The 24,220-nt window shown below is 68.7% G+C and carries 16 protein-coding genes; 8 read left to right on the top strand and 8 right to left on the bottom strand.

The window, feature by feature from the left end:
- Positions 1 to 286 precede the first annotated feature (286 nt).
- The gene (locus ACQ393_RS03930) at positions 287 to 3,751 is read left to right on the top strand and encodes a family 78 glycoside hydrolase catalytic domain (RefSeq protein WP_430645515.1); all 3,465 of its coding nucleotides are present in this window, start codon (positions 287 to 289) and stop codon (positions 3,749 to 3,751) included.
- A 112-nt stretch (positions 3,752 to 3,863) separates the two neighbouring features.
- On the opposite strand, the gene ACQ393_RS03925 is transcribed toward ACQ393_RS03930, so the two are convergent.
- Both ACQ393_RS03925 and ACQ393_RS03920 read right to left on the bottom strand, forming a co-directional pair.
- Positions 3,864 to 6,113 (bottom strand): family 78 glycoside hydrolase catalytic domain, encoded by a 2,250-nt coding sequence (locus tag ACQ393_RS03925; protein WP_430645514.1) that lies wholly within the window; start codon positions 6,111 to 6,113, stop codon positions 3,864 to 3,866.
- Entirely contained in the window at positions 6,110 to 8,617 is a 2,508-nt protein-coding gene (locus ACQ393_RS03920) for a beta-glucosidase (protein WP_430645513.1), read from the bottom strand. The genes ACQ393_RS03925 and ACQ393_RS03920 overlap by 4 nt, the downstream gene beginning before the upstream one ends.
- Before the next feature lie 90 nt (positions 8,618 to 8,707).
- Between ACQ393_RS03920 and ACQ393_RS03915 the strand changes: the two genes are divergently transcribed.
- Positions 8,708 to 9,289 (top strand): TetR family transcriptional regulator, encoded by a 582-nt coding sequence (locus ACQ393_RS03915; RefSeq protein WP_430645512.1) that lies wholly within the window; start codon positions 8,708 to 8,710, stop codon positions 9,287 to 9,289.
- A gap of 89 nt (positions 9,290 to 9,378) precedes the next feature.
- Entirely contained in the window at positions 9,379 to 10,893 is a 1,515-nt protein-coding gene (locus tag ACQ393_RS03910) for a glycoside hydrolase family 43 protein (protein ID WP_430645511.1), read from the top strand.
- A 161-nt stretch (positions 10,894 to 11,054) separates the two neighbouring features.
- Here the strand turns inward: ACQ393_RS03910 and ACQ393_RS03905 are convergent, their stop codons facing one another.
- From ACQ393_RS03905 to ACQ393_RS03895, 3 genes are read right to left on the bottom strand one after another with little or no spacing between them, the layout of a single operon-like run.
- Complete coding sequence (locus tag ACQ393_RS03905; protein ID WP_430645510.1) at positions 11,055 to 11,816, bottom strand: nitrilase-related carbon-nitrogen hydrolase; 762 nt, start codon at positions 11,814 to 11,816, stop codon at positions 11,055 to 11,057.
- Positions 11,817 to 11,829: 13 nt separating this feature from the next.
- Positions 11,830 to 13,212, bottom strand: coding sequence for an APC family permease (locus tag ACQ393_RS03900; protein ID WP_430645509.1), 1,383 nt, complete (start codon positions 13,210 to 13,212; stop codon positions 11,830 to 11,832).
- 8 nt (positions 13,213 to 13,220) lie between these two features.
- Complete coding sequence (locus tag ACQ393_RS03895; RefSeq protein ID WP_155843464.1) at positions 13,221 to 14,141, bottom strand: carbon-nitrogen hydrolase family protein; 921 nt, start codon at positions 14,139 to 14,141, stop codon at positions 13,221 to 13,223.
- 78 nt (positions 14,142 to 14,219) lie between these two features.
- Here ACQ393_RS03895 and ACQ393_RS03890 point away from each other — a divergent pair, with 78 nt between their 5' ends.
- Positions 14,220 to 15,005 carry a FadR/GntR family transcriptional regulator gene (locus ACQ393_RS03890; protein ID WP_430645508.1) on the top strand — a complete coding sequence of 262 codons (786 nt, stop codon included), beginning with the start codon at positions 14,220 to 14,222 and terminating at the stop codon, positions 15,003 to 15,005.
- A 114-nt stretch (positions 15,006 to 15,119) separates the two neighbouring features.
- Here the strand turns inward: ACQ393_RS03890 and ACQ393_RS03885 are convergent, their stop codons facing one another.
- Positions 15,120 to 15,947: an SDR family oxidoreductase gene (locus ACQ393_RS03885; protein WP_430645507.1), complete on the bottom strand. Its 828-nt coding sequence runs from the start codon at positions 15,945 to 15,947 to the stop codon at positions 15,120 to 15,122.
- Positions 15,948 to 16,027: 80 nt separating this feature from the next.
- On the opposite strand from ACQ393_RS03885, the gene ACQ393_RS03880 reads away from it, so the two are divergent.
- Positions 16,028 to 16,639 carry a TetR/AcrR family transcriptional regulator gene (locus ACQ393_RS03880; RefSeq protein WP_430645506.1) on the top strand — a complete coding sequence of 204 codons (612 nt, stop codon included), beginning with the start codon at positions 16,028 to 16,030 and terminating at the stop codon, positions 16,637 to 16,639.
- A gap of 178 nt (positions 16,640 to 16,817) precedes the next feature.
- On the opposite strand, the gene ACQ393_RS03875 is transcribed toward ACQ393_RS03880, so the two are convergent.
- Positions 16,818 to 17,414, bottom strand: coding sequence for a TetR family transcriptional regulator (locus tag ACQ393_RS03875; RefSeq protein WP_430645505.1), 597 nt, complete (start codon positions 17,412 to 17,414; stop codon positions 16,818 to 16,820).
- Here ACQ393_RS03875 and ACQ393_RS03870 point away from each other — a divergent pair.
- On the top strand, positions 17,308 to 18,285 hold the full coding sequence (locus ACQ393_RS03870) for an SDR family NAD(P)-dependent oxidoreductase (RefSeq protein ID WP_430645504.1): 978 nt from the start codon (positions 17,308 to 17,310) through the stop codon (positions 18,283 to 18,285). The genes ACQ393_RS03875 and ACQ393_RS03870 overlap by 107 nt on opposite strands.
- 18 nt (positions 18,286 to 18,303) lie before the next feature.
- Here ACQ393_RS03870 and ACQ393_RS03865 read toward each other — a convergent pair whose 3' ends face one another.
- Entirely contained in the window at positions 18,304 to 18,924 is a 621-nt protein-coding gene (locus ACQ393_RS03865) for a TetR/AcrR family transcriptional regulator (RefSeq protein ID WP_430645503.1), read from the bottom strand.
- A gap of 53 nt (positions 18,925 to 18,977) precedes the next feature.
- On the opposite strand from ACQ393_RS03865, the gene ACQ393_RS03860 reads away from it, so the two are divergent.
- The gene (locus tag ACQ393_RS03860; RefSeq protein ID WP_430645502.1) at positions 18,978 to 21,419 is read left to right on the top strand and encodes a glycoside hydrolase family 3 C-terminal domain-containing protein; all 2,442 of its coding nucleotides are present in this window, start codon (positions 18,978 to 18,980) and stop codon (positions 21,417 to 21,419) included.
- An 8-nt stretch (positions 21,420 to 21,427) separates the two neighbouring features.
- Positions 21,428 to 24,172 (top strand): glycoside hydrolase family 3 protein, encoded by a 2,745-nt coding sequence (locus tag ACQ393_RS03855; RefSeq protein ID WP_430645501.1) that lies wholly within the window; start codon positions 21,428 to 21,430, stop codon positions 24,170 to 24,172.
- Positions 24,173 to 24,220: the final 48 nt, after the last annotated feature.

Here is a 24,220-nt window from a genome sequence, read left to right as displayed (position 1 = left end):
ATCCGCGCGCCTCACGCGCCTTTTCGGTGCGGACCGGCAAATGTCAAGCATCAAAAGCAGTTCGCCGATTGCTATTGACGAACTCCGCGACACCGGGAAGAGTGGCGGCCGAACGGATTGAATCCATTCAAGTCGTTCAAGCCGGGCAGTGTTCCGAACCCTGCAACCCGCCACGAAGGAGTGCGAGTATGAACATGTTGTCGATCGCCGGAGCCGGAGGGGGCCGTCGTGGACGGCGCTCCCGGTCGGGATCGGGCGCGGTGATCGCGCCATGAGAAGGGTCCTGATGACATCACTCGTGGCGGCCGGAGTGGTCGCCCTGTCGGCGCCGCTCGGCGCGGTGCCTGCTTCGGCTGCCCCGCCGTCGGAGCGATTCGCCGTGACCGTCGAGGGCCTCAGCGTGAACGGGCGCGCCGACGAGCCGATCGACCTCGGGACCGGTCGCCCGTTCCTGTCCTGGTTCATGACGTCGGAGGACGCCGAGGGCAATCCCTGCTTCGACGGCTCCGTGGCCGGGACGTGCGCGCTGGACCGCCAGACCGGGTACGAGATCGAGGCGGCCTCGAGCGTCGCGGCGCTCGAAGCCGGCGACCTTTTATGGGACTCTGGCAAGGTCGACTCCGATCAGCAGGCCAATGTCGCCTACGGCGCCCCTGACGCCCTCGAGTCGCGCGATACGGTCGCGTGGCGGGTGCGCGTCTGGGATGCGCTCGGCAATCCCTCCGCCTGGAGCGACCCGTCGACCTTCACGGTCGGGCTGCTGGACCAGGACGACTGGGGTGACGCCCGCTGGATCGAGCAGGCCGGGCGGACCGAGTCCGACCCGCTGCCGATCTTCGCCCGCCAGTTCGACCTGGCCGAGGGCAAGACCGTCGACCGGGCGCTGTTCTACCTCTCCGGGGCCGGAATGCACTACCCGACGGTGAACGGCAAGAGCATCACCGACGAGCACATGGCACCCGGGAACACGAACTACCAGCTCTCGACGGAGTACCGGGCCTACGACATCACGTCGGCGCTCGAGGCCGGCGAGAACGCCGTCGGCGTCGAGCTCGGGAACGGCACGGCCTACGTCCGGCGTTCGATCCACAACCCCGCGGTCGGCCGCACCTCGCCCTACGCGTGGTGGCAGAGCCAGCTCAAGGGCTCCGGCACGCTGGTGGCGGATGCCCCGGCCGGCGCGACGAACGTCCTGCTCAGCAGCACGTCGAACTACCACGTCGGCGGCACGATCAACATCGACACCGGCGACGGAGGCGACCGTCTCGAGTCCCGGGTCATCACCGGGATCGGCACGGCCGGCCCGCTCGGCACCGGCATCTCGTTCGAGCCGGCGCTCGACGAGGCACATGCCTCGGGCGCACTGGTGACCGGATCGGGCAACAACATCGCCGCGAGCGACCCCAGCGCGGGTGCCGCGGTCACGCCGCGCATGATCGGCCGGATCGAGGTCTCCTACACGGACGGCAGCACGGACGTCATCGTCTCCGATCGGAGCTGGCGAGCGGCATCCGGTGCCCTGGTGACCGACGCGTGGTTCGCGGGCGAGGACTTCGACGCCCGCCGCGTGCAGGTCGGATGGAATGAGCCGGGCGCCGACCTGACGGATGCGGCGACGCGTCGCGACGGTACGACGGTGAACTGGACCTCGGCGGGCATCGCGCCGCCGCCGAACCTGGCGACCCAGCTGGTCTCGCGCGCCGGTGAGGGGATCCACGAGGCGGAGCGGTTCACGCCGCAGACCATCACCAACCCGGCACCGGGTACCTGGGTGTTCGACTTCGGTCAGAACATGGCCGGCTGGCCCGAGCTGAACCTGCCCGAGCTGCCCGCGGGGACCCTGATCAAGGTCAAGCCCGCGGAGAGCCTCAACGCGGATGGCACGGTCAACCAGTCCTCGCTCGGCCCCGGTGGTCGCGGTCGAGACCTGTTCAACAGCTACATCACCGCCGGTCTGGCCGGCGGCGAGCAGCACGCGCCGAAGTTCAACTACTTCGGCATGCAGTGGGTCCAGATCGAGGGACTGCCCGAGGGCTTCGAGCCGACGGCCGACATCGTCACGGCGGTGCGCCTCCAGGCGGGTACGCCCGATGTCGGCAGCTTCGACTCGTCGAACGAGCGGATCAACCGCATCAACAAGATGGCGTACTACTCGATGGCGACGCAGATCATGTCGACCTTCACCGACTGCCCGGGACGTGAGAAGCAGTCCTACCCGGCGGACTACACGATGCCGATGGACGGATTCCACCGGCTCTTCGAGTTCGACGCGTACATGCAGACCACGGAGCACCACTTGGTCGAGGGGCAGTCGCGGGCCGACACCTCGATGTTCGGCAACGTCGCGCTCAAGACCCCGGTCCACGACTGGGGCTACACCGGGCGCTTCGGTGACGAGATCAACTGGGGCAACGGCATCATCCTCGTCCCGGCGTTCCTGTACGAGTACTACGGGGACACCGAGACGATGACCCGCTCCTACGACCGGATGGTCGACTTCGTCGACTACATCCGCCGCGAGAAGGCGGGCACGGGCGACGACGAGCACATCGTCAACGCCGCGCTGTCGGACTGGGTGTCGGTCGAGCAGACCGACGGCCGGATCTCGGGCACGTGGGGCTACTACGTCATGATGACCAAGATGGCCATGATGGCGGAGCTCACCGGCCACGACGAGGACGCCGCAGAGTACGCGCAGCTGGCCGAGGACATCAAGGACGCGTTCAACGCGCACTTCCTCAACACCTCGGTCGGCTTCTACACGGCCGAGGGCGAGGCCGGCACCGCCGGCGCCACCCAGGCCGCGCAGGCGCTGGCGTTGGACGCCGACATCGTCCCGGAGGAGTACCGCGACTCGGTCACGGCGGAGCTCGTCCGGAACGTGAAGGAGTTCGGGGACGACGATGACCCGCACTTCAGCGCGGGCACCATCGGACTGGCTGCGGTGGTGCGTCAGCTCACCGAGTCGGGCAACGGCGACGTGCTCTTCGACGCGGTGCAGACGGACACCTACCCCGGTTACGGCTACTTCATGCAGTCGACCACGGCGAACCCCGACGGGTTCACCACGATCGGCGAGCGGTGGAACCGCGGTGACTCGAAGAACCACATGATCCTCGCCCAGATCGTCGAGTGGTTCCAGAAGGGCCTCGCGGGCATCGATCAGGCCGAAGGCTCGGTCGGGTACGAGTCCCTCGTGTTCAAGCCGCAGCCGGCCGGCGACCTCACGTGGGTCGAGGGCAGCTTCCAGACGCCCAGGGGCCTCGCCTCCAGCCGATGGGACAAGGCCGACGACCGGCTCACGCTGACCGTCGAGGTTCCGGCGAACACCACCGCCGAGGTGTGGGTGCCGACCGACGGCGACCAGGCCGTGCTCACGCCCGAGCGTGCGACGTTCGAGCGGATCGAGGGCGACTTCGCCGTCTACTCGGTCGGCGCGGGCCGGTTCACCTTCGTGGCCGCGGAGGAAGGGTACGCCGCCCTCGCCGCAGCCGTGGAGCGCCTGTCCTCCGAGGGCGAGCTCGAGGCTCGCCTCGCCGAGAGCCTCGACGCGTTCATCGCGAAGGCCCTCAGCGCCTCCGCCGAGGGCAAGGCCCAGGTCGCCGACAGCGCCCTGCGTTCCTTCCTCAACCAGATCGGGAACGCCAACGCGAAGCAGGCCTCTGAGGAGGCCCAGGCCGAGCTGACGGAGATGGCGAAGGCGCTGCAGGCGATGCTCCGAGAGGAGGGCGGAATCCCGGTCGATCGATGATCTGACCTGCTGCACCGATGCGGGTGCGGGCGCTCAGCGCTCGCACCCGCATTCGCCGTGACGGCGGTCGTTGCCCGATCGCGCCTGATTCCGAAGGGGTGCGATCCCCGGTTCAGTGAGTGGTCAGGCGGTGGACCCCGCCGACGACCTGCTCGACACGGCCGTCAGGTAGCACGATCTCCGCAGGGAGCCCATCGGGGAGGGCCACGTCGAGTGTGAACCCGCCGTCGTCGGTGTGCCAAGTTGCCGAGATCATGCCGTGCCGAGACTCATAGGACGTCTCGGCCCAGGTGATGCCGGGTCCCGGCACCGGCTGGATCCGGACCCGGGTGTAGCCGGCGGCGGCAGGTCGGATGCCACCCACGACCTGGTAGATCCAGTCCGCCACGGCGCCGAGAGCATAGTGGTTGAAGCTCGTCATCTCGCCGGGGTTGATCGTGCCGTCGGGCAGCATGGAGTCCCAGCGCTCCCATACCGTCGTCGCGCCCATCGTCACGGGATAGAGCCAGGACGGGCATTCCCTCTCGAGTAGCAATGCGTACGCATCATCGACGTGACCCGTTTCCGAGAGCGCCCATGTCACGAACGGCGTGCCGGCGAAGCCGGTCGTGACCCGGTGACCGGCTTCGCGCACGATCGCGGCGAGGCGGTCTCCCGCACGCCCGCGGTCCTCGTCGTCCAGTACCCCGAACGCGATGGCGAGCGCGTAGACGGTCGCGCAGTCGGACTTGATGATGCCTCCGTCGACGTAGTGCTCGTTGAACGCGGCCCGCGTACGCTCGGCCAACTGAGTCCATCGCGTGGCGTCCTCGGACTCGCCGATGATTCCCGCGACCTCTGCGGCGAAGGTCGCGGACCGATACAGGCAGGCAGTTGCGACGACGTGGGGATCGGCCTTCGCGTCGGCGGGCTGGTCGGGCGGTGCGTCCGGGTCGAGCCAGTCGCCCAGCTGGTGCCCGAGGTCCCAGAGCCCCGTGGGCGAGATGTAGCGCTGCACCGACGCTAGGTGAAGCTTCATCGCCGGGTAGTGCGATGCGAGGCGGTCCGCATCCCCGTATGCGGTCCAGAGGGCCTGAGGGACCCAGATCGCTGCGTCGCCCCACACCGCCGTCGCTGTCCAGGGCGGCATTTCGAAGTCCTCAGGGAAGGTTGCGTACTTCAGGGCGTCGGGAACGACCAGTGGTACGGCGCGGTCGGGGGAGTGAGCGGTCTCGGTGAGCAGGTCGGCGAGCCAGTTGTCGAGGAAGTCCGCGGTGTCGAACTGGAAGCAGGCGGATGCCGCGTAGGCGGCGAGGTCACCGGTCCAGCCCAGGCGTTCGTCGCGCTGCGGGCAGTCGGTGGGGACGCTGAGGAAGTTGCCCTTCTGGCCCCACACCGAGTTGTGGATGAGCTGGTTCACGAGCGGCTCCGAGCACGAGAAGTGCCCGGTGCGCCGCATCTCCGAGTGCACGACCACCGCCTCGAGACTGTCGGGACTGAGCTCGCCCGGCCATCCGCGGACCTCGACGTATCGGAAGCCGTGGAACGTCAGCGTCGGTTCGAACGTGTCGACGCCGCCGGAGAGGATGAAGACGTCGCGCGCCTCTGCGGCCCGCAGCGGTCGGGTGCCGAGTTCGCCGTCTTCGAGTACCTCGGCATGGCGGATCTCGATCTGCGTGCCCTCCGGTCCTTTGACCGTAAGGCGGAGCCACCCGACCAGGTTCTGGCCGAAGTCCACCAGGGTGCGTCCCGTCGGCGACGTCCAGATCGCGGTGGGCTGGAACGTCTCGTGTCTGAGTACCGGCGGTCCGCTCTGGGGGACCAGCCTGCCGCGATCGACGTCGACCTCGAGCACCTCCAGTGGCGGTGCTTCGACGTGCCGCCTGCGCGCGTCGATCGTCTGCCCGTTGTACAGGGAGTTGCGCGTCGTGTCCGACGCGACGGCGGACCAGTTCGCATCGGTGATGATGCGCTGGACAGAGCCGTCCCGGTAGGTGACCTCGAGGACTGCCGCGACCGAGATGACGTCACCGTAGTTGGCGTTCGCGCCGGCGAACGCCAGGTCGCCTCGGTACCAGCCGTTGCCGAGCACGAGGTCCAGCCGAACCGCACCGCTCCCGGTGGCGACCAGGTCTCGTACATCGTGCTCCTGGTAGGGAAGGCGCCACTCGTAGGCGGTCCATCCCGGGTCGAGCACGGAGTCGGAGACGGGTCGCCCATCGATGCGGGCCTCGTACACGCCGTGGGCCGTGGCGCGCAGCACCGCACCAACTACGTCCGAGCGTGGATGGTCGAGGTCGGCCTCGATCCAGAATCGCGGAGCGACGTGGCGGTCTCCCCGGGCCGTGATGAAGTGGGCGTTCCCGAGGGCGTCGAGCGTCATCGTGTTCCTCTCCAGGAGCCCGCGGTCGACGACCCATCCGCGCCGACTGCGACCGGCGCCGGTGCATCCACGGCGATGTCGAGTGTGACGGGCAGGTCGGCCACCGAGAAGCCGACGCGGAGCGCGTAGGCTCCCGGTTCGGTTCGCCAGCCGTCGTCCCAGTGCTCGAAGGCCCGCGCTGCGACCGGCACTTCGACGTTCACGGTCTCGCCGGCGGCCGCCGTGGCCGGGGCGAACCCGGCGAGCCATCGGACAGGGCGGTCGATCTCGGACGGCGATACTCGCTCGAGGTACACCTGCGCGACCGTCTTCCCGGTTCGGGATCCCCGGTTGGTCAGTCGGATGGCGACGGTCGCGTCCGCACCTTCGGACACCGTCGCCGGCGCGGACGCTGCATCGAGGGTCCAGGTCGTGTACCCCAAGCCGTGGCCGAAGGGATAGGCCGGAGCGGCGCCCGTGCGGAGCCACGCACGACTGCCGACGTGCACGCCCTCCGCGTAGTCGAGGACGCCGTCCGTGGGTCGGGTCTCGCGCACCGGCACGGTCTCCTCGCTACCCGGCCAGGTGACCGGGAGGCGCCCGCCCGGTTCGGCGGCGCCGCTGAGGATGTCGGTGAGGGCGTCGCCGAACTCCTGTCCGGGGAACCAGCTCACGAGGATGGCGGGGACCTCGTCGCGCCATGGCAGGATCACGGGCGCGCCGGCGTTGACCACGACGACGGTGCGGGGGTTCGCTGCGGCGACCGCGCGGACCAGGTCGTCCTGGCGGCCGGGCAGGGCCAGCGAACGGCGGTCGAACCCCTCGGACTCAACCTCCGCCGACGTCGAGACGACTACCACGGCCACCTCCGCATCGGCGGCCGCATCGGCGGCGTCGGCGATGAGCTCGTCGGCGTCGCGGGTCGTGGGTGGGACGCCGACGCCCAGCGACAGGGCATCGGGCATCGCGCCGGCCACCGGGTGGAAGGTCACCGTGACGTCGGTCTCCTCCGACGGGGTCGGGACCTCGACGACCGTGGCCGGCGGGTGGAGGACGGCTGCGGCCGGATCGTCGTCCGGCCCGGTGCGGAGTGCGCCTGCCGCGACCTCCACGCCGTCGGCGAAGACGACGTAGTCCGCGAGCCCGACGATGCCGAGTCGTGCGACGGGTTGGTCCGTGCTCGGTCGCCAGCGGAAGCTCATCTCGACGCGCGCGGCTCCGACGACGGGGGACTCGGGGTCGAACCCGACGATGCGGGACGTCTGACGACGTTCTTCGAGGGTCACCGCCCCCGACGCATCCAGGTATCGAACGGTCATGCCCGGCAGTCCGTCGAGCGTGGTGTAGTCCTCCCGCGCGAGGTCGGCGACACCGTGCTGCACGACCGCGCCGAGCGACCAGCTCACCCGGGTGTCCGGCCATCGTGCGCCGATCGCCGCGAGGGGTGCGCTGACCGCCTCCGGGATGACCGTCGCGCTGCCACCGCCCTGGGTCCGTGCGACGCGCGCGCCTTCGCCGATCAGCGCCATCGACTGAGGGGACGTCATCGGGAGGAGCCCGTCGTTCTGGAGTAGCACCGACCCCCCGATCGCCGCGGCCCGAGCCGTCTCACGTACAACGCGCGCATCGGCGGGCGCGACGTCCGGTCGTCGCGGGACATCTCGGAGCGCCCCCACGCGCGCGGCGAGCATGAGGAGGCGGTCGACCTTCCGGTCGATGGTCTCGACGGGGATCCGTCCGTCCTCGACGGCGCGGACCAACGCGTCGCCCCACGGGCCGCTCGGGCCGGGCATGGCCAGGTCCTGGGGATGGCGGGCGCTCTCGATCGAGCGCACGGCCGTCCAGTCGCTCACGACGACACCGTCGAATCCCCACTCGTCGTTGAGCGGGGCCGTGAGCAGCTCGTTCTCGGAGGCGGTGCGCCCGTTGATGGCGTTGTAGGCGCTCATGACCAGCCAGCTTCCGCCGTCGACGACGGGGCCCTCGAAGGCACGCAGGTACACCTCGCGCAGCGCGCGGTCCGAGACGCGGACGTCGACGGTGAAGCGATCGGTCTCGGAGTCGTTGGCCACGTAGTGCTTCACGGTCGCGCCGACGCCGAAGGACTGGATCCCGCGGACGTAGCCCGTCGCGAGCACGCTGGTCAGCAGCGGGTCCTCGCTGAACGCCTCGAAGTGGCGGCCGCCGTACGGCGTGCGCTGGATGTTGATCGTCGGTGCGAGGACCACGTCGACCCCCTTGCGCACGGCTTCGCTGCCGAGCCCTGCGCCCACTCGTTCCACCATCGCGGGATCCCATGACGCGGCGACCGCCGTGGGCGACGGGAAGTTGACCGACGGCGACCGCTCGTCCCACAGGGCGCCGCGGACCCCGGCCGGCCCGTCGGAGAGCACCATGGAGCGCAGCCCGATCGATGGGAGCGGGGTCGTGGACCACGAGTCGCGCCCGGTGAGGAGCGCGACCTTCTCCTCGAGCGTCAATGACGCGCGAAGCGCGCGAAGGTGGCTTCGGATCTCGTCGTCCACGGTGTCGTCTCCACTTCCTCGTCGGACTCGCCGACCGGAAAACCAATCAGCGACATAGTTTCATAGATTCCGCGTCGGTACCATGGCGACATGGCGTCACGTGGTCCCTATGCGAAAGGTCTCGCCAAGCGAGGCGAGATCCTCGATGCTGCACTGGAGGAGTTCGGGCGACGCGGGTACGACCGGACCTCGATGCGCGAGATCGCGAGGCAGACGGGCCTGAGCCAGGCCGGCCTGCTCCACTACTTCAGCACCAAGGAAGAACTGTTCCTCGCCGTGCTCCGCCGCAGGGACGATCGCGCCACCGCGCCCGACGAGGACAGCCATATCCACTCCGTGAAGCGGTTGCTCGATGCGGTGGCGCGAAATGCCGGCGAGCCGGGGCTCGTCCGGTTGTTCGTCTCCATGTCGGCCGAGAGCGTCGACAGCGACGGCATGGCCCACGGATTCTTCGTCGACCGCTACCGGTGGCTGATCCACGAGATCGCGGGAGACATCCGTGCGCAGCAGGAGGCAGGGAAGGCCTCGACGGCCATCGACGCCGAGGATGCTGCGTCGATCCTCGTCGCCGTTGCGGATGGGCTGCAGCTTCAATGGTTGCTGGACCCGGACAGTGTGGACATGGCCGATCGGATCGCGAAGCTCTGGTCGATCCTGAAGGTGGCCGAGTAGCGCGTTCGCGCAGTGCGGGGAAAGTGCTTCGAGCGCGGCCGACTCCGTAATACGGTTCGATGAGCGGTTTTACCCGAGGAGGCCCATCGATGCCGATTTTCAACAACCCCGTGGTGCGCGGTACGGAGCCCGATCCATCCGTCACACGAGTCGGGGAGGACTTCTACCTTGCAACCTCGTCCTTCGATCTCATGCCCGGAGTCCTCATTCGCCACTCGACGGACTTGGTGAACTGGACCATCCTCGCTGGCGCGATCTCACGGCCGGCGCAGTATCGCAGGGACGGACGAGAAGGCCCCATCATGCTGTTCGCTCCGACGCTTCGATGCGTCGATGGGGTCTTCTACCTTGCCTGCACGAACGTTGCGGAAGGAGGCGGCAACTTCATCGTCCGTGCCGAAGACCCGAGCGGCCCTTGGTCGGACGCTCTGTGGGTGGACGATGAGGCATTCGACCCGTCTCTGCTCTACGACGACGGACGCTGGTACTACACCAGGCGCTCGATGCGCCCGCGCGAAGACGGCTTCCTCGGCCCCGTGGTCCAGGCCGAGCTCGACATCACGACCGGCGAGCTCGGGCCGTTCCGGGAACTCACGACCAACTACGGCGGGTTCCAGTCCAACGACATCGAGGGACCGCACCTGTACCGGATCGGCGACTGGTACTACCTCTTCAGCGCGGAAGGCGGCACCTGGAAGGGCCACATGCAGACTTGCGCGCGCAGTCGCAGCCCGTGGGGACCTTTCGAACCGGCGCCCCATAACCCCGTCCTGACCCATCGCCACCGCGTGGGTCACCCGATTCAGAGCACCGGCCACGCGGACCTCATCGACGACGAGAACGGCAACTGGTGGGCAGTGTTCCTCGGCACACGGCACGAGAGCGCGGGCGGGTTCGCAGTGCACCACAATCTGGGACGGGAGACCTTCCTGGCGCCCGTGTCGTGGACGGCCGACGGGTGGCCCGTCATCGGTCGCGACGGAACCGTCGAGCTCATCCAGGAGCACAGCGCACCACTGCCCGCACCAGCCACTCCACGGCCGACGTCCGCACCCACGTCGTGGATCGAGTACGGCTGGAAGACGGTCGGACCGTCTCCGGACGGCATCAGCGCTACGGAAGCCAGCGTGACACTCCCTCGCGGCCCTGCTCTCGGCGAGCCGCGGCAGGGAGCACTCCTGCTCGCCCAAACCGAGGATTCGCAGACCTTCGAGGCGACATTGGCGTCAGCGGACTTCGACGGTGCGGGAGTAGGTGTCTACAGCGACGACGCCCACTTCTTCCGGCTGACGCTGCGGCGTGGTCGAGACTCGACCATCGAGACCACGTTCGCTCGAAGAGTCGATGACATGCACACCGTCGACCACCGCGTGCTGCCTCACGCCGACTCCATCACTCTCCGAATCGTCGCCACCGCCGACTACTACCGGTTCGAGGCGGTCCCCGGTGGGCAAGCACCCGTCGCTATCGGTCAGGGCCGCGCGCGACTGCTCTCAGCTGAAGCGGCGGAGTGGTTCGTCGGAGTCCACTTCGCGGTCCTCGCCGAGGGAAGCGGCGATGTCGTCCACTTCCGTGGTGTCCGGCGAACCTCGGAAACCCGATGAGGGCCCGAGGCGGGTGGTAGTGCGCCGGCCGTTTGGGCCGGCAATGTCACGATTTCGCTTCCGGCGGTCGGTACCACGTCTCGTCGGGGTGCCATCGCCTCTTGACCCGCTCCATTGAGTCGGAGAGTTCGGCGCCCACGGGCGTGGAACGGAGGTCGCCCTCAGCGCGCCGCGGCGGCCCGCCTCGCTGCAACCTCGGTGATGTCGACGTCGAGTGTCAGCAGGGCAGGTTCCTCGTCGAGCGACGCGATCACCTCGCCCATCGGGTCGACCACGAGGCTCGAGCCGATCGAGATCGGTGCGGCCTGGGAGACTGCGGCGACGAAGTACAGGTGCTCGATGGCGCGGGCGCGGGCGAGCACGCGCCACTGGTCGAGCTTGTGCTCACCCGGTACCCACGACGCGCACAGCGCCACGATCTCGGCACCGGCTTTCGCCAGGGCGACGCCGAGTTCCGGACGCCGCACATCGCTGCACGTCATCAGCCCGACGCGCACGCCGTCGACCTCGACGACGGTCGGTTCTGGGTGCTCCGCCGGGGAGATCCAGGCGGACTCGTGGAATCCGTACGCGTCGTAGAGGTGGATCTTGCGGTGGCGGCCGAGCAGCCGGCCGTCGCGCCCGATCACGACGAGCGTGTTGAACGGGCGATCACCATCGGGGTGCTGCTCGACGATGCCGGCCACGATCGCGATGCGGTGTGTAGCGGCGAGGGCCGAGAGAGCGCTGCCGAACTCGCCGTCCACGGGCTCGGCGACCTCGGCGAACGTGGCGTCGACGGCGTGCTTCTCGTACATCGCGTACTCGGGGAAGACGGCGAGCGTCGACCCCGCGGCGGCCGCGCGCTCGACGGCGGCGCCGATGCGGCGCAGGTTGCGCGCCGCATCGGCGTCCGAGTCGATCTGGGCGAGGGTGAGTCGCACGGCAGCGAGTGCGTCAGCGCGTGGCCGCGGGCTCGGCCGGTGCGGTCGTGTCGACGGCATCCGCCTCGTCGACGGCGAGCTCGGGAGGCAGGCGCCGGAAGCCCTTCGTCACGAGGGCGAGCATGATGACGCCGAGCGCCAGCCAGCTCACGCCGAGCATGATCGCGTTGAAGTCGAGCTGCGTCAGCAGGTAGGCCGTCACGATTGCGCCGACGATCGGCACCACCAGGTAGAGCACCGGGTTGAGGCGCTCGCCCTCGCGGCGGCGCTTCGCGTAGTAGACGATCACCGCGACGTTCACCATGGTGAAGGCCGTGAAGGCGCCGAAGTTGATGAATGACGTGGACGTGGCCACGTCGAGGAACAGGGCGACGAGTCCGACGATTCCGATGAGCGCGATGTTCACGACCGGAGAGTGGAAGCGGGCGCTGAGCGTCCCGAAGACGCGGCGGGGGAGGGCGCCGTCGCGGCCCATCGCATAGAGCAGGCGGGCGGCGGAAGCCTGGGCGGCGAGCCCCGACGCGAACTGGGCGATGACCAGCCCGGCGATGAAGATCGCCCCGAACGCGTTGCCGCCGATCTGGAGGGCGATGTCGAACGCCGCCGACGAGGCATCCGCGAACTCCCCACCGGGGCGCACGAGCTGCGTGACGTACGAGACGAGGATGAATACGGCGCCGCCGATGAGCGCGATGAGCATGATCGCGCGTGGCATGTTCTTGCGCGGCTCGATCGCCTCCTCGGTGAACGTCGTGACCGCGTCGAAACCGAGGAACGAGTACGCGGCGATCGCGGCGCCCGCAGTGATCGTGGCGAACGACGAGGTGGGATTGGCGAAGGGCGCGGAGCTCACAAGGCCGGCGGCGCCCTCGTTCGCGATGACCGAGCCGATCGACAGGGCGACGAACACGCCGATGACGAGCACCTGGAAGGCCATCATCAGGTAGTTCGTCCGGTCGGCCACCTTGATCCCGAGGATGTTGAGCAGGCTCGTGACCACGATGAACCCGACGATCCACACCCACGCGGGCACGCCAGGGAACTGCGCCTCGAGGTACGCCGCGCCGATGAGCCAGATGACCATCGGGAGGAAGAGGTAGTCGAGGAGCACGACCCAGCCGACGAGGAACCCGACTCGCGAGTCGATCGTGCGGCGAACGTACGTGTACGCGGACCCGGCGACGGGGTACGCGGCGGCCATGCGGCCGTAGCTCGAGGCGGTGAAGAGCATCGCGACGAGCGCGACGAGGTAGGCGGACGCGCTTGCGCCGCCGGTGACCTCGGCGACGACGCCGAAGATCCCGAGGACGATGAGCGGCGTCATGTAGGCGAGGCCGAAGAGCACGAGCGACGGCAGCCGCAGCGTGCGGGTGAGCGTCGGGGATGGCGCGGACATGAGGACTCCTAGCGGGTGGGGTTGGCGGTGCGCGTGCGGGTGATGCCGGCGAGGGGGGTCGCCCCGGTGGCCGCGGGATGCCAGCGCTCGGGGTCGATGCGGCCGGCGTAGAGGGGGAGTTCGATCGGGGCGTCGGCGGGCCGGAACTGCGACCACATGCGGTTGGTGCCCGCGGTGCCGTGCTCGCGGACCTCGGCGATGCGGTCGAGGTCGAGGTCAGTGACCAGGGTGACGGGATCGCCGTCGTCGGACGCGTCGAGCACCTCGCCGTCGGGGTCGACGACGAGGCTCAGGCCCCGGCCGATCGGGCCGGCGCAGTTGACGCTCAGGGTGAAGGTCTGGTTGACGATCGAGTTGGCGCGGGCGAGCACGAGCTCCTGCGCGCGGTCGGGGGTCGTGGTCTTCACGATGTTGACGACCACCTCGGCGCCCATCCACGCGAGGTGGCGCGAGACCTCGGGGAACCAGGCGTCGTAGCAGATCGAGAGGCCGATGCGGCCGAGGCCGTCGAGGTCGACGGTCACGAAGCGGTCGCCCGGGTCGTAGGGCTCGAACGGCCGCCACGGGAAGACCTTGCGGTAGCGGGCGACGAGGTCGCCGTCGGGCGAGAAGACGAGCGCGGTGTTGAAGAGCTCGCCCTGCTCGCCGCGCTCGCAGATGCTGCCGGGGATGAGCCAGACGCCGGCCCGGCGGGCGAGGTCGCCGAGCGACTGCACGAGCTCGCTGTCGATCGGCACGGCGGAGGCCCGGAGACGCTCGGTGCGCTCGGTGTCGGGCCACGTCTCCGACCCGAACAGGTGCAGCTCCGGGTAGACGACGAGGTCCGCCCGGCCGGATAGTGCGACGACCTCGTCCGCGAACGAGGAACGGTCGGTGCCGATGGGGACCGGGGCCGACTGCTGGGCGGCGATGCGAAGCGTGCGGGGCATGAGGACCTTCCGGGTTGCGTGGAAATAAAATAGATCAGAATGATCGAATATTGCAAGACCCCGCGTACAGTGAGTTCCGTGAGCTCGCTGCAATCAACCGATCCGCCGGAGGCCTCCACGCCGGACGCGCACGCGCTGACCGAGCCCGAACTCAGCGGGATCAGCCGAATGTCGGCCGTCGACACCGTGCGTGCTCGGATCGCGCTCGCGATCGACCTCGACCTCATGACAGTGGGGGAGAAGCTGCCGCCCGACGCCCGAATCGCCGCCGCCCTCGACGTCAGTGAGATCACCGTGCGTCGCGCCCTCGAGTCCATGGCCGCGGACGGCGTCGTCGAACGCCGTCGCGGCCGGAACGGCGGCACGTACGTCACCGGCCTGCGCCCGTCGGTGCCGGACAGCGCAGTCGAGGCCTACCGCGCTGATGCCGCCCAGGTGCACCGCCTCATCGATCTCCGCACCCTCCTCGAGTGCGCCCTCACGCACCACGCGGCAGTGAAGGCCTCCGCCGGTGAGCTCGCCGAACTGGCGCAGCACGTCGCGGACGCCGCTGCCGCCGAGAACTGGACCGAGTACCACCGCGCCGACGAGCGCTTCCATCTCGGCATCGCGGAGGCGAGTGGCCTGACATGGGCCCTCGAGCAGTACCGCGAGGTGCTCGCGGAGTTGTACCGCTACTTCATCCCGTACCCGATCGACGTGCTCCACGCGGCGAACGAGGACCACGCCCGGATCGTCGACGCTCTCTCCTCGCATGACCCGGTCATGGCCGTGGACGTCGCGCGCGAGCACGTGCGGCATCTGCATTCGACGATGTTCGTCGGGCAGTTCGAGGAGCGGTTCCGACAGGACGGCGGCAAGTAGCGGTCGATCTGTCGCCGCCGAGGTGGATGCGCTGGGAGTCCTCTCAGAGGTCCTTCAGTGCATCCGTCGCAGATCGGGGAGGGGCGGCCGAACGGCGCCCCTCCCCGAGTGCGTTCAGTTGCCGTTCGCCTCGATGGAGACCGACTTCCACTGCTCCCAGGTTTCGAGCCGCTGCTGGTAGAGGTGAGGAGCGATCTGCGTGGGGGCCGTGCCGAACAGGACGCGCAGCGGAGGCTGCTCTGCATCGACGATCTTCAGTAGCGCGGGGCCTGCCGCGGCGGGGTCGCCCGTCGCCTGCCCGGAACTGGCCTTCATGCGCTCCGCCATCGCCTGGCGCAGCGGATCGTAGGCGGGCATCTGCGTCGCGTGCACGGCGCTGCTGCCGGCCCAGTCCGTGGCGTACGAGCCCGGTTCGACGAGCGTGACCTTGATGCCGAACCCAGCGACCTCCTGGGCGAGTGATTCGCTGAGGCCCTCGAGCGCCCACTTGGAGGCATGGTAGCCGCCGAGGTTCGGGAACGCGCCGATGCCACCGATCGTGGAGATCTGGAAGATGTGGCCGGCGCCTTGCGCGCGCAGGGTCGGCAGGACCGCCTGGGTGACGTGGAGGACGCCGAACAGGTTGACCTCGAGCTGGTCGCGCAGCTCCTGGTCGCTGATCTCCTCGACCGCGCCGAAGAGGCCGTAGCCGGCGTTGTTGACAACGACGTCGAGCCGCCCGAACTGGGCCACAGCGGTTGCGACGGCCGCGTCAACGCCTGCACGATCGGTGACGTCCAGCTGCAGGGGAAGGACGGCGTCACCGTACACGTCCACGAGGTCCTGGAGGGCGTCGAGGTTGCGGGCCGTCGCGGCCACCTTGTCACCGCGCTGCAGGGCCGCCGAGGCGAACTGCTTGCCGAATCCTCGGCCTGCGCCGGTGATGAACCAGGTCTTGGTCATTTCTACTCCTCACTTTAAACACCCCGCGCCACATATGACACCGAGTGACACTTTCGTACCTCAGTGTATAGCATGGAGGCATGACGGAACCGGGAATGGGTGCCACGCTGCGCGAGCGTACGCGTCGGGCCGTTCAGGCCGAGCTGCTCGCTGCCGGCCAGGCGCTGTTCGTCGAGCGTGGCTACGAAGATGTGACGGTCGATGAGATCGCCGCGGTCGTCGGGATGTCGAAGCGCAGCTTCTTTCGCTACTTCGGAAGCAAGGAAGCGCTCATACTCGGCAAGTTCGACAAACAGGGTGAGGACTTCGCCGCTGCACTGGCGAAACGCCCGCTCGACGAGCAGCCGTGGGTTGCGCTCCGACGCATGTTCGACCCGGTCGTGACCTACATGACCGACGAGGACTCGCGTCGCTCCGCGCTCGAAGTGAACCGTGTCATCCAATCCTCGGAGGCGCTCCGCGCGGGCTATCTCGAGCGCATGGAGCGAGCCCAGCGTCTGATCGCCATCGAGCTCGAACGCCGCGAAGCCGAGCGTGGGTCGGGTGCTACCGCGCTTCAATTGGCAGCCGTCGTGGCCGCCGCCTTCGCCGCACTGTCGACCGCGAACCGCTTCGCCGAATCGCACGGAGTTCCGCTGTCGACGGCATTAGACGACGCCATCTCGGCGATCTCGGGCGGCGAGTTCGCCTGAGCCTCTCGGGCGCGCCTCACGTGGCCGCGTCAGGTGCTTGACCAAGCTGGACGCGCCAGATGGGGGATCAGGCTCATTCCTTCTCAGGAGGTTGGCCCGCACTGCGCGAGCTTGCAGAGCGGGCCTGCGGAACCCGGCAGGTCGCCCTCGGATGGGTTCTCGGCGGTCGCGGACGCTTTTACGGTGAGCGTTGCGCCACCCCGGAACGTCGCGGAGCGAGCCGCAACGCCGCGCCGAACAGGTCCCGCGCTACTTTCTCCGGGGACTCGCGGCCGTCGAGTGTGGAATCGGTGACCAGTCGCGCGACGGCGGTGAGTGTCGCGGCGAACAATGCGACCTCCGGGTCGTCGGGGGCGCTGTCGAAGATGACTGTCAGGGTGGCACGCATGCGGGCCTCGAACCGGGCATACATGCGCAACCGAACCGCCTCGAGATGCGGAGAGTCCGCCATCGCCTTGAACAGCGCGAGCTGGCGACCGGTGAGGGCGCTCGAGCGCGTACGCAGGAAGATCTCGGCGATCGCGTCCTCGATCGGCACTGACGTCGATGCGAGTGTCAGGCTCGCGAGGAACTCATCCCACAGAGCGTCCAGGGCGGGCAGCACCGCGTCCTGCTTCGTCGGGAAGTAGCGGTGGAAGGTGCGCACGGACACGCCCGCGGCGGTCGCGATGTCCTCCGCCCGCACCGCTTCGAAGCCATGCGCAGTGAACAGTTGCACGGCCGCGTTCGACAGGCGGAGGGGCAGTTCTACGCGTCGATCCTCGCGTTTACCCACGATCGTCCTCCTCGGCTCCATAATGGCAGAGTCTGCCAAAATTGCGGGTACTGTATTCGTGGCGACGCAGCGAAGCGCGCCGCACGAGTGCATGGGAGTCTGTATGCGATACGAGAACAAGGTCGTCCTGGTGACGGGTGGAGCATCGGGGATCGGTCGAGCGGTCCTTGATGGGATGGTGCGCGAGGGTGCGCGGGTGATGTTCACCGATATCTCGAACGAGGTGGGTCAGTCGTTGGAGGCTGAGCTGCGTTCGGACGGTCACGACGTCCGCTTCGGGCGTGCGGATGCGACCGATCCCGACGATGCGACCCGCATCGTCGCGGACGTCGTGAACGAGTGGGGTCGGCTGGATGTCGCGATCAACAATGTCGGCGGCCCCGGTCGCGGTGACAAGTCCGGCGGTCCGCTCGAAGCCCTCGACCCGGCGGCATGGCGGGCGACCTTCGCGCTCTCATCCGAATCGACCTTCTACGGCATGCGCGCCCAGATCGCGCAGATGTTGGCGCAGGGAGGTGGCGTCATCGGCAACACGGCGTCCATGGCGGGGGTCCGTCCCACGCTCACGGCGTCAGTGGCGTACTCCGCGGCGAAGGCCAGCGTCATCCAGCTCACCCGCTACGCAGCCCTGATGTACGCCGACCGCGGCATCCGCATCAACGCGGTAGCGCCCGGCATGACGCTGACGCCGGCTGTCGAGGCGCATCTCACTCCGGAGGAGCAGCAGGCGTTCGTCGCCGGCATCCAGCCGATGGGGCGCATGCTCAAGCCGTCGGAGATCGCCGACTCGTTCCTCTGGCTGTGCTCCGACGAGGCATCCGGCGTCACGGGGATCACTGTCAACGTCGACGCGGGACTGTCGGCCGCGTAGGCCTGGTGCCCGGACGGATCAGTTCCGCGCCTCGAGCCCGAATGCCTCGCGCAGGGTCCTGTCGACGAGCGCGGGCACATCGAGCTTTCCGGGGTGCAGGGCGTCGAACATCTGCAGCCCGTCCCACGTCGCGAGGATGACGGCGGCGCGCTCCTCGGGGGTGAGGGCGTCGTGGTGGAGGTCGAGTTTGGCGCGCTGCCTGCGGATGACCCAAGCGAACAGCGTGATGAGGCGCTCGTGGCGGCGCTGCAGCGTGGCGCGCGCGGGGTGGTCTGCGGTGCCGGCTTCGGCGGTGAGCGTCGAGAGGAGCTGGACGAGTCCGGGGGTGTCGCGGTTGCTCTCGGCCGCCCGGACGAAACCCTCCACGAGCGCATCGGCGCTCAGCCGCTTGGGGAAGTCTGCGCGCAGCTGCTGCTGGTCGTGCCATTCGATGACGGCGAGCATCAGGTTCGTCTTGTTGCCGAAGTGGTGCAGCAGCGTGGAATGGTCGACACCGGCGGCGGTCGCGATGCTGCGCAGTGACGCGCCGTAGAAGCCCTTCTGGGCGAACGCCTCGGCGGCTTTGGCGACGATTGCCTTCTTGGTGGCGCGGCCAGTGGCATATCCGTCCGGGCGTGATGCGGTGTCGCGGTCGGGCACGGCGATTCCTCCTATGTCCACCACGTGGTGGAAGTTCGTTTACACTACTCGTTGTGGGATCTGAGACTACGGTTCAGCTCCGGCAGGCGATGACGCTCATCGAGAAGGCGTCGCTGATGTCGGGAGCCAACTTCTGGAACACCAAGCCGATCGAACGGCTCGGCGTTCCGTCGATCATGCTCACGGATGGTCCCCATGGGCTGCGCAAGCAAGGCGGCGCCGCCGATCACCTGGGCCTGAACGCGAGCATCCCCGCCACCTGCTTTCCTACCGCAGCGACCCTGGCCAACAGCTGGGATGCCGCATTGGTCGAGCGAGTGGGAACCGCCCTCGGGGCGGAGGCGGCTGCGGAGCGCGTCAGTGTGCTGCTGGGCCCGGGCCTGAACATCAAGCGCAATCCGCTCGCGGGACGCAGCTTCGAGTACTTCTCGGAGGACCCGCTGCTGTCGGGCACACTCGCCGCAGCGATGATTCGCGGCATCCAGTCGCGGGGGGTCGCGGCGAGTGCGAAGCATTTCGCGGTGAACAGCCAGGAGACGCACCGGATGTCGATCGACGAGATCGTCGACGAGCGTGCTCTGCACGAGCTGTACCTCGAGGGCTTCCGCATCGCGATCACGCAGGGCGACGCGTGGACCGTGATGAGTTCGTACAACAAGGTCAACGGCACGTATGCGAACGAGAACCGCGAGCTGCTGGCCGACATTCTGCGGGCTCGGTGGGGTTTCGGCGGGCTCGTCGTGACCGACTGGGGCGGCAACAACGACCGGGTCGCCGGCCTCGTCGCCGGCAACGCGCTCGAGATGCCCTCGACCGATGGCGTGACGGACCGCGAGATCGTCGCCGCCGTCGAAGCGGGAACGCTCGACGAGGCCGTGCTCGACGCCCGTGTCGACGAGCTGCTCAGCCTCATCGAGCACACGGCACCCCGTGACGACGCTCCGGCCGCCGACCATGACCTGCATCACCAGCACGCGATCGAGGCCGCTCGCCGGTCGATCGTGCTGGCGTCGAACCGAGGGGGGATGCTGCCGCTCGGCTCGTCCGCGGGCCGCATCGCAGTGATCGGCGACTTCGCCGAGACCCCTCGCTATCAGGGCGCTGGCAGCTCCCTTGTGAACCCCACCCGTGTGGATGCTCCGCTCGACGCCCTGACGGCCGTCGACCTCGACGTGATCGGCTTCGAGCCGGGCTTCCGGCGCAGGGATGCGGCATCCCGCCGTCTGCGCACCCGCGCGCTGCGGCTCGCCTCGCAGGCCGACACCGTGCTGCTGTTCCTGGGTCTCGACGAGTCGGCCGAAGCCGAGGCCGTCGACCGCACGCACATGCGCCTCGCGCGGAATCAGCTCGACCTCACCCGCGAGGTGATCGCGCTCGGCAAGCGGGTCGTCGTCGTGCTCGCCGGCGGAGCGCCCGTCGAGCTGCCCTTCGCCGACGATGTGGATGCTGTGGTGCTCGGCTATCTCGGCGGACAAGGTCTCGGACCCGCTCTCGCCGATGTGCTGACCGGTCGCGCGAACCCCGGCGGCAAGCTCGCCGAGACCTACCCGCTGCGCTACGAGGATGTGCCGAACGCGGCATCCTTCGCCCTCACCCAGGCGACCAGCGAGCATCGCGAGAGCATCTACCTCGGCTACCGCTACTACGACAAGGTCGGCGCGCCGGTGCGCTACCCGTTCGGCCACGGCCTCAGCTATACGACCTTCGCCTACTCCGACCTCGTGGCCGACGCCCGTTCGGCGCGTGTCATCGTCACCAACACCGGCCTGATCGCGGGGGACGAGGTCGTGCAGGTCTACGTCGAGGCTCCGGATGCGGCGGCCGGGCAGGTACGCGCACCGCGCGAGCTCGCCGGCTTCGCGAAGGTGCACCTCGAGCCGGGCGCGAGCGCGACGGTCGAGATCGCCCTCGCGGAGCACACCTTCCACGTCTACGACACCGGCATCCACGATTGGCGGATCGTGCCGGGGGAGTACACGGTGCTCGCCGGAGCGTCGTCACGCGACATCCGAGAGCAGGTCCCCGTGTCGATCGCGGGAGAGCCGCTCGTCCTCGGCGGCTCCGCGAACTACGTGACCGGGCACGTCGAGCGCGTGGATGCCACGGAGTTCGAAGCACTGCTGGGTCGCGTGCTGCCGCCTGCGGACTGGCCGACCGACCGCCCGCTGACCCGCGACGACATCATTGCGCAGACGAAGGGCCGCGGCGGGTTCGCGAGCGTGCTGCACGGGCTCATCGAGGGCACCAGCCGTCTGCTGATGGCCCTGGGCCGCCCGCATGCATCGAACAACGTGCGATTCGTCTTCGACCTGCCGTTCCGGTCGGTCGAGCGGATGTCGAACGGCGGCGTCGACGCCGCGATGGTCGACGGACTTCTTCTGATGGTCAACGGCCGGTTCTGGCGTGGCATCCGCCGCACCGTGTCGGCCTGGTGGGCGCACCGTTCGCGTCCCGAGAGCAAGGCGCAACGGACGCGCCCGAAGAGTGAGGACTGAGCAACACCATGGCAACACGCAAGGAGATCCGCGTAGAGGCCCGAGCGCGGGTGGCCGAGGAGAGGGCGGCGAAGAAGGCGCGCCGTGCCGAACTGAAGGCGATGAGTCCGGCGGACCGCAAGACCGCCGAAGCCGCAGACCGATCTGCGGCGCGCGAGGCGAAGGCGGCGGCGAAGACCGAGCGCAAAGCAGCGCGCGCGGGGATGACCCGCGCCGAGCGCCGGGAAGCCAGGCGTCGTGCGCGCGCGTACCGGCGGGTGAAGAACCGGCCGCGTCGCCTCATCGGATGGGGCCTCGCCGCGGTCGCCGTTGCCGCAGTCGTCGTGCTGGTCGCCCCCTACGTCGCCGGCATCGCGCGGCTGACCGCGATCCCGTTCACCGACGACACGGCCAAGGCCGCGGCCGCCCGCGAGGCCGCAGGCCCGGTGGCGGAGGCGATCTCCGACGAAGGGATCACGCTGCTCGAGAACGAGGGCGATGTGCTGCCGTTGACCAGCGGCAAGGTGAACGTCTTCTCGTTCGCCTCCTTCAACATCCAGCTCGGGGGTGGCGGTTCCGGTGGCGCCGCCAACGCCGGCGCGCCGACACTCTACGAGGCCCTGGAGGCGCAGGGTGTGGAGTACAACAAGGAGCTCTACGCGACGATGGAGCAGGCGGGCGCCGAGCACGCCGACGGCGCCGAGAACGCATTCGTGCAGATCCTCGACTTCGTGGCGGGTGGCGACGACGGCGAACCTGCTCCCGACTATTTGACCGGTGACGTCATGGCTCAGGCCGCCGGCTACTCCGACACCGCCATCGTCGTCGTCGGCGAGCTCGGCGCCGAGACCGCGGACCTCACCGTGGAGTCACTCCGTCTCACGGCGGAGCAGACCGACCTTCTCGATGTCGTGACAGCCAGCATCCCGAACGTGATCGTCGTCATCAACGCGGGCAACCAGTTCGAGCTCGGCTTCCTCGAGGAGTACCCCGAGATCAAGGGCGCGGTCTGGATCGGCGCCCCCGGCCCGCGCGGCACGGTCTCGCTCGCGAAGGTGCTCAGCGGTGACGTCAACCCGTCGGGTCGCCTGACCGACACCTACGCCTACGACGTGGAATCCGCGCCGGCAACCGAGAACCTCGGCAACCACACGTACGACAATGTCGGGCGTGCGTTCCTCGACTACGAAGAGGGAATCTACGTCGGCTACCGCTACTACGAGACGCGGTACCACGACGACGCGGCGTATGACGAGACCGTGCAGTACCCCTTCGGCTTCGGCCTCAGCTACACGACATTCCAGTGGGATGCCGCGCAGCCGGTCGTCTCGGACGATGAGATCTCGGTCGAGGTCAGGGTGACCAACACCGGCGACGTCGCAGGCAAGGACGTCGTCGAGGTCTACTTCTCCGCTCCCTACACGCCCGGCGGCATCGAGAAGTCCGCCATCGAACTCGCCGGGTACGCCAAGACCTCCCTCCTGGAGCCCGGCGCCTCCGAGACCGTCACCGTGTCGTTCGCCACGCGTGACATGTCATCGTGGGACACCGCCGCGGGCGCATATGTGCTCGAGCAGGGCACGTACGACATCTCGGTGTCGACCGACGTGCACAGCCCGCTGTACACGTTCTCGAGCCAGGTCGCCGCCGACGCCGTCTACACGAGCGACGAGGTCACCGGCGAGAGCCTGGCGAGCCGCTTCGACTACGTCGAGGGCGACCTGACGTTCCTGTCGCGCGACGACTGGGACGCCACCTACCCGACCGCACCGGCTGGCGACACCCTCGCCTCGGATGAGCTGCTCGCGCTCATGAACCCGCAGCTCGAACCGGTGACGACGGGGGATGCCCCGACCTACGGTGCCGACAACGACCTGGTGCTCGACGACCTGGCGGGCCTGGACTACGACGACCCGCAGTGGCACGCTTTCCTCGACCAGCTCACCGTCGGCGAGCAGGCGGACCTGTTCTCGTACGGCGCGTACCGCACCGTGGCCGTGGAGCGCCTCGGCATCCCCGCCATCACCCTGCTCGACAGCCCCGCCGGACTGAACTCCCTGTTCAGCCCCATCGACGCCGCGCGGTACCCGTCCGAGATCGTGATCGCCTCGACGTGGAACGACGAGCTTGCGTACTCCGTCGGCGAGTCCGTCGCCGCTGAGGCCAAGGCGGCAGGTGTCGACGTCTGGTACGCACCCGGCATGAACCTCCACCGCACTCCGATGGGCGGTCGCGACTTCGAGTACTTCTCAGAGGACCCGCTCATCAGCGGCAAGATGGGCGCCGCGATGGCGGCAGGCGCCGAAGACAACGGCGTTCCCACCACGATGAAGCACTTCGTGCTCAACGACCAGGAGGTCAACGCGCGATCCGGCATCAACGTGTTCGCCTCCGAGCAGGCTCTGCGCGAGTTGTACCTGCGCCCGTTCGAGATCACGGTCAAGGAGGCGGGTGTCTCGGGTGCGATGTCGTCGTTCATCAACATCGGCGGCGTATGGGCCGGCGGTGATCAGCAGCTCCTGCAGGAGGTGCTCCGTGGCGAGTGGGGCTTCGACGGCTTCGTCTCGACCGACGCCGTGCTGGGCTCATGGATGGACCCGGTCCAGGCCGCCCTCCACGGCAACGATCTGATGCTCACCGTCCTCAACCCGAGCGCGGGCGCCGCCACGATTCGCGCCGCCGTCGACGACGACCCGATCGGTGTCGGCAACGCACTCCGTGACCGGGTCCACACCGTACTGTTCGCTGTCCTCGAGACGCAGCAGTCCGACTGAGGATCCCACGGGCCGGCGCTCCAGCGCCGACCCGCATGCACTCGCCCC

The sequence above is a fragment of the Agromyces sp. GXS1127 genome, from assembly GCF_050565425.1.
In the GTDB taxonomy this organism is placed as follows: Bacteria; Actinomycetota; Actinomycetes; order Actinomycetales; family Microbacteriaceae; genus Agromyces.
This window is presented reverse-complemented; position numbering and strand designations above follow the sequence as displayed.

Coding starts and splice junctions, on each gene's coding strand:
- ACQ393_RS03855 (WP_430645501.1), top strand. CDS start 21,428: ATGGCAACACGCAAGGAGATCCGCGTAGAGGCCCGAGCGCGGGTGGCC.
- ACQ393_RS03910 (WP_430645511.1), top strand. CDS start 9,379: ATGCCGATTTTCAACAACCCCGTGGTGCGCGGTACGGAGCCCGATCCA.
- ACQ393_RS03880 (WP_430645506.1), top strand. CDS start 16,028: ATGACGGAACCGGGAATGGGTGCCACGCTGCGCGAGCGTACGCGTCGG.
- ACQ393_RS03870 (WP_430645504.1), top strand. CDS start 17,308: ATGTCCTCCGCCCGCACCGCTTCGAAGCCATGCGCAGTGAACAGTTGC.
- ACQ393_RS03885 (WP_430645507.1), bottom strand. CDS start 15,947: ATGACCAAGACCTGGTTCATCACCGGCGCAGGCCGAGGATTCGGCAAG.
- ACQ393_RS03895 (WP_155843464.1), bottom strand. CDS start 14,141: ATGCCCCGCACGCTTCGCATCGCCGCCCAGCAGTCGGCCCCGGTCCCC.
- ACQ393_RS03915 (WP_430645512.1), top strand. CDS start 8,708: ATGGCGTCACGTGGTCCCTATGCGAAAGGTCTCGCCAAGCGAGGCGAG.
- ACQ393_RS03930 (WP_430645515.1), top strand. CDS start 287: ATGACATCACTCGTGGCGGCCGGAGTGGTCGCCCTGTCGGCGCCGCTC.
- ACQ393_RS03925 (WP_430645514.1), bottom strand. CDS start 6,113: ATGACGCTCGACGCCCTCGGGAACGCCCACTTCATCACGGCCCGGGGA.
- ACQ393_RS03900 (WP_430645509.1), bottom strand. CDS start 13,212: ATGTCCGCGCCATCCCCGACGCTCACCCGCACGCTGCGGCTGCCGTCG.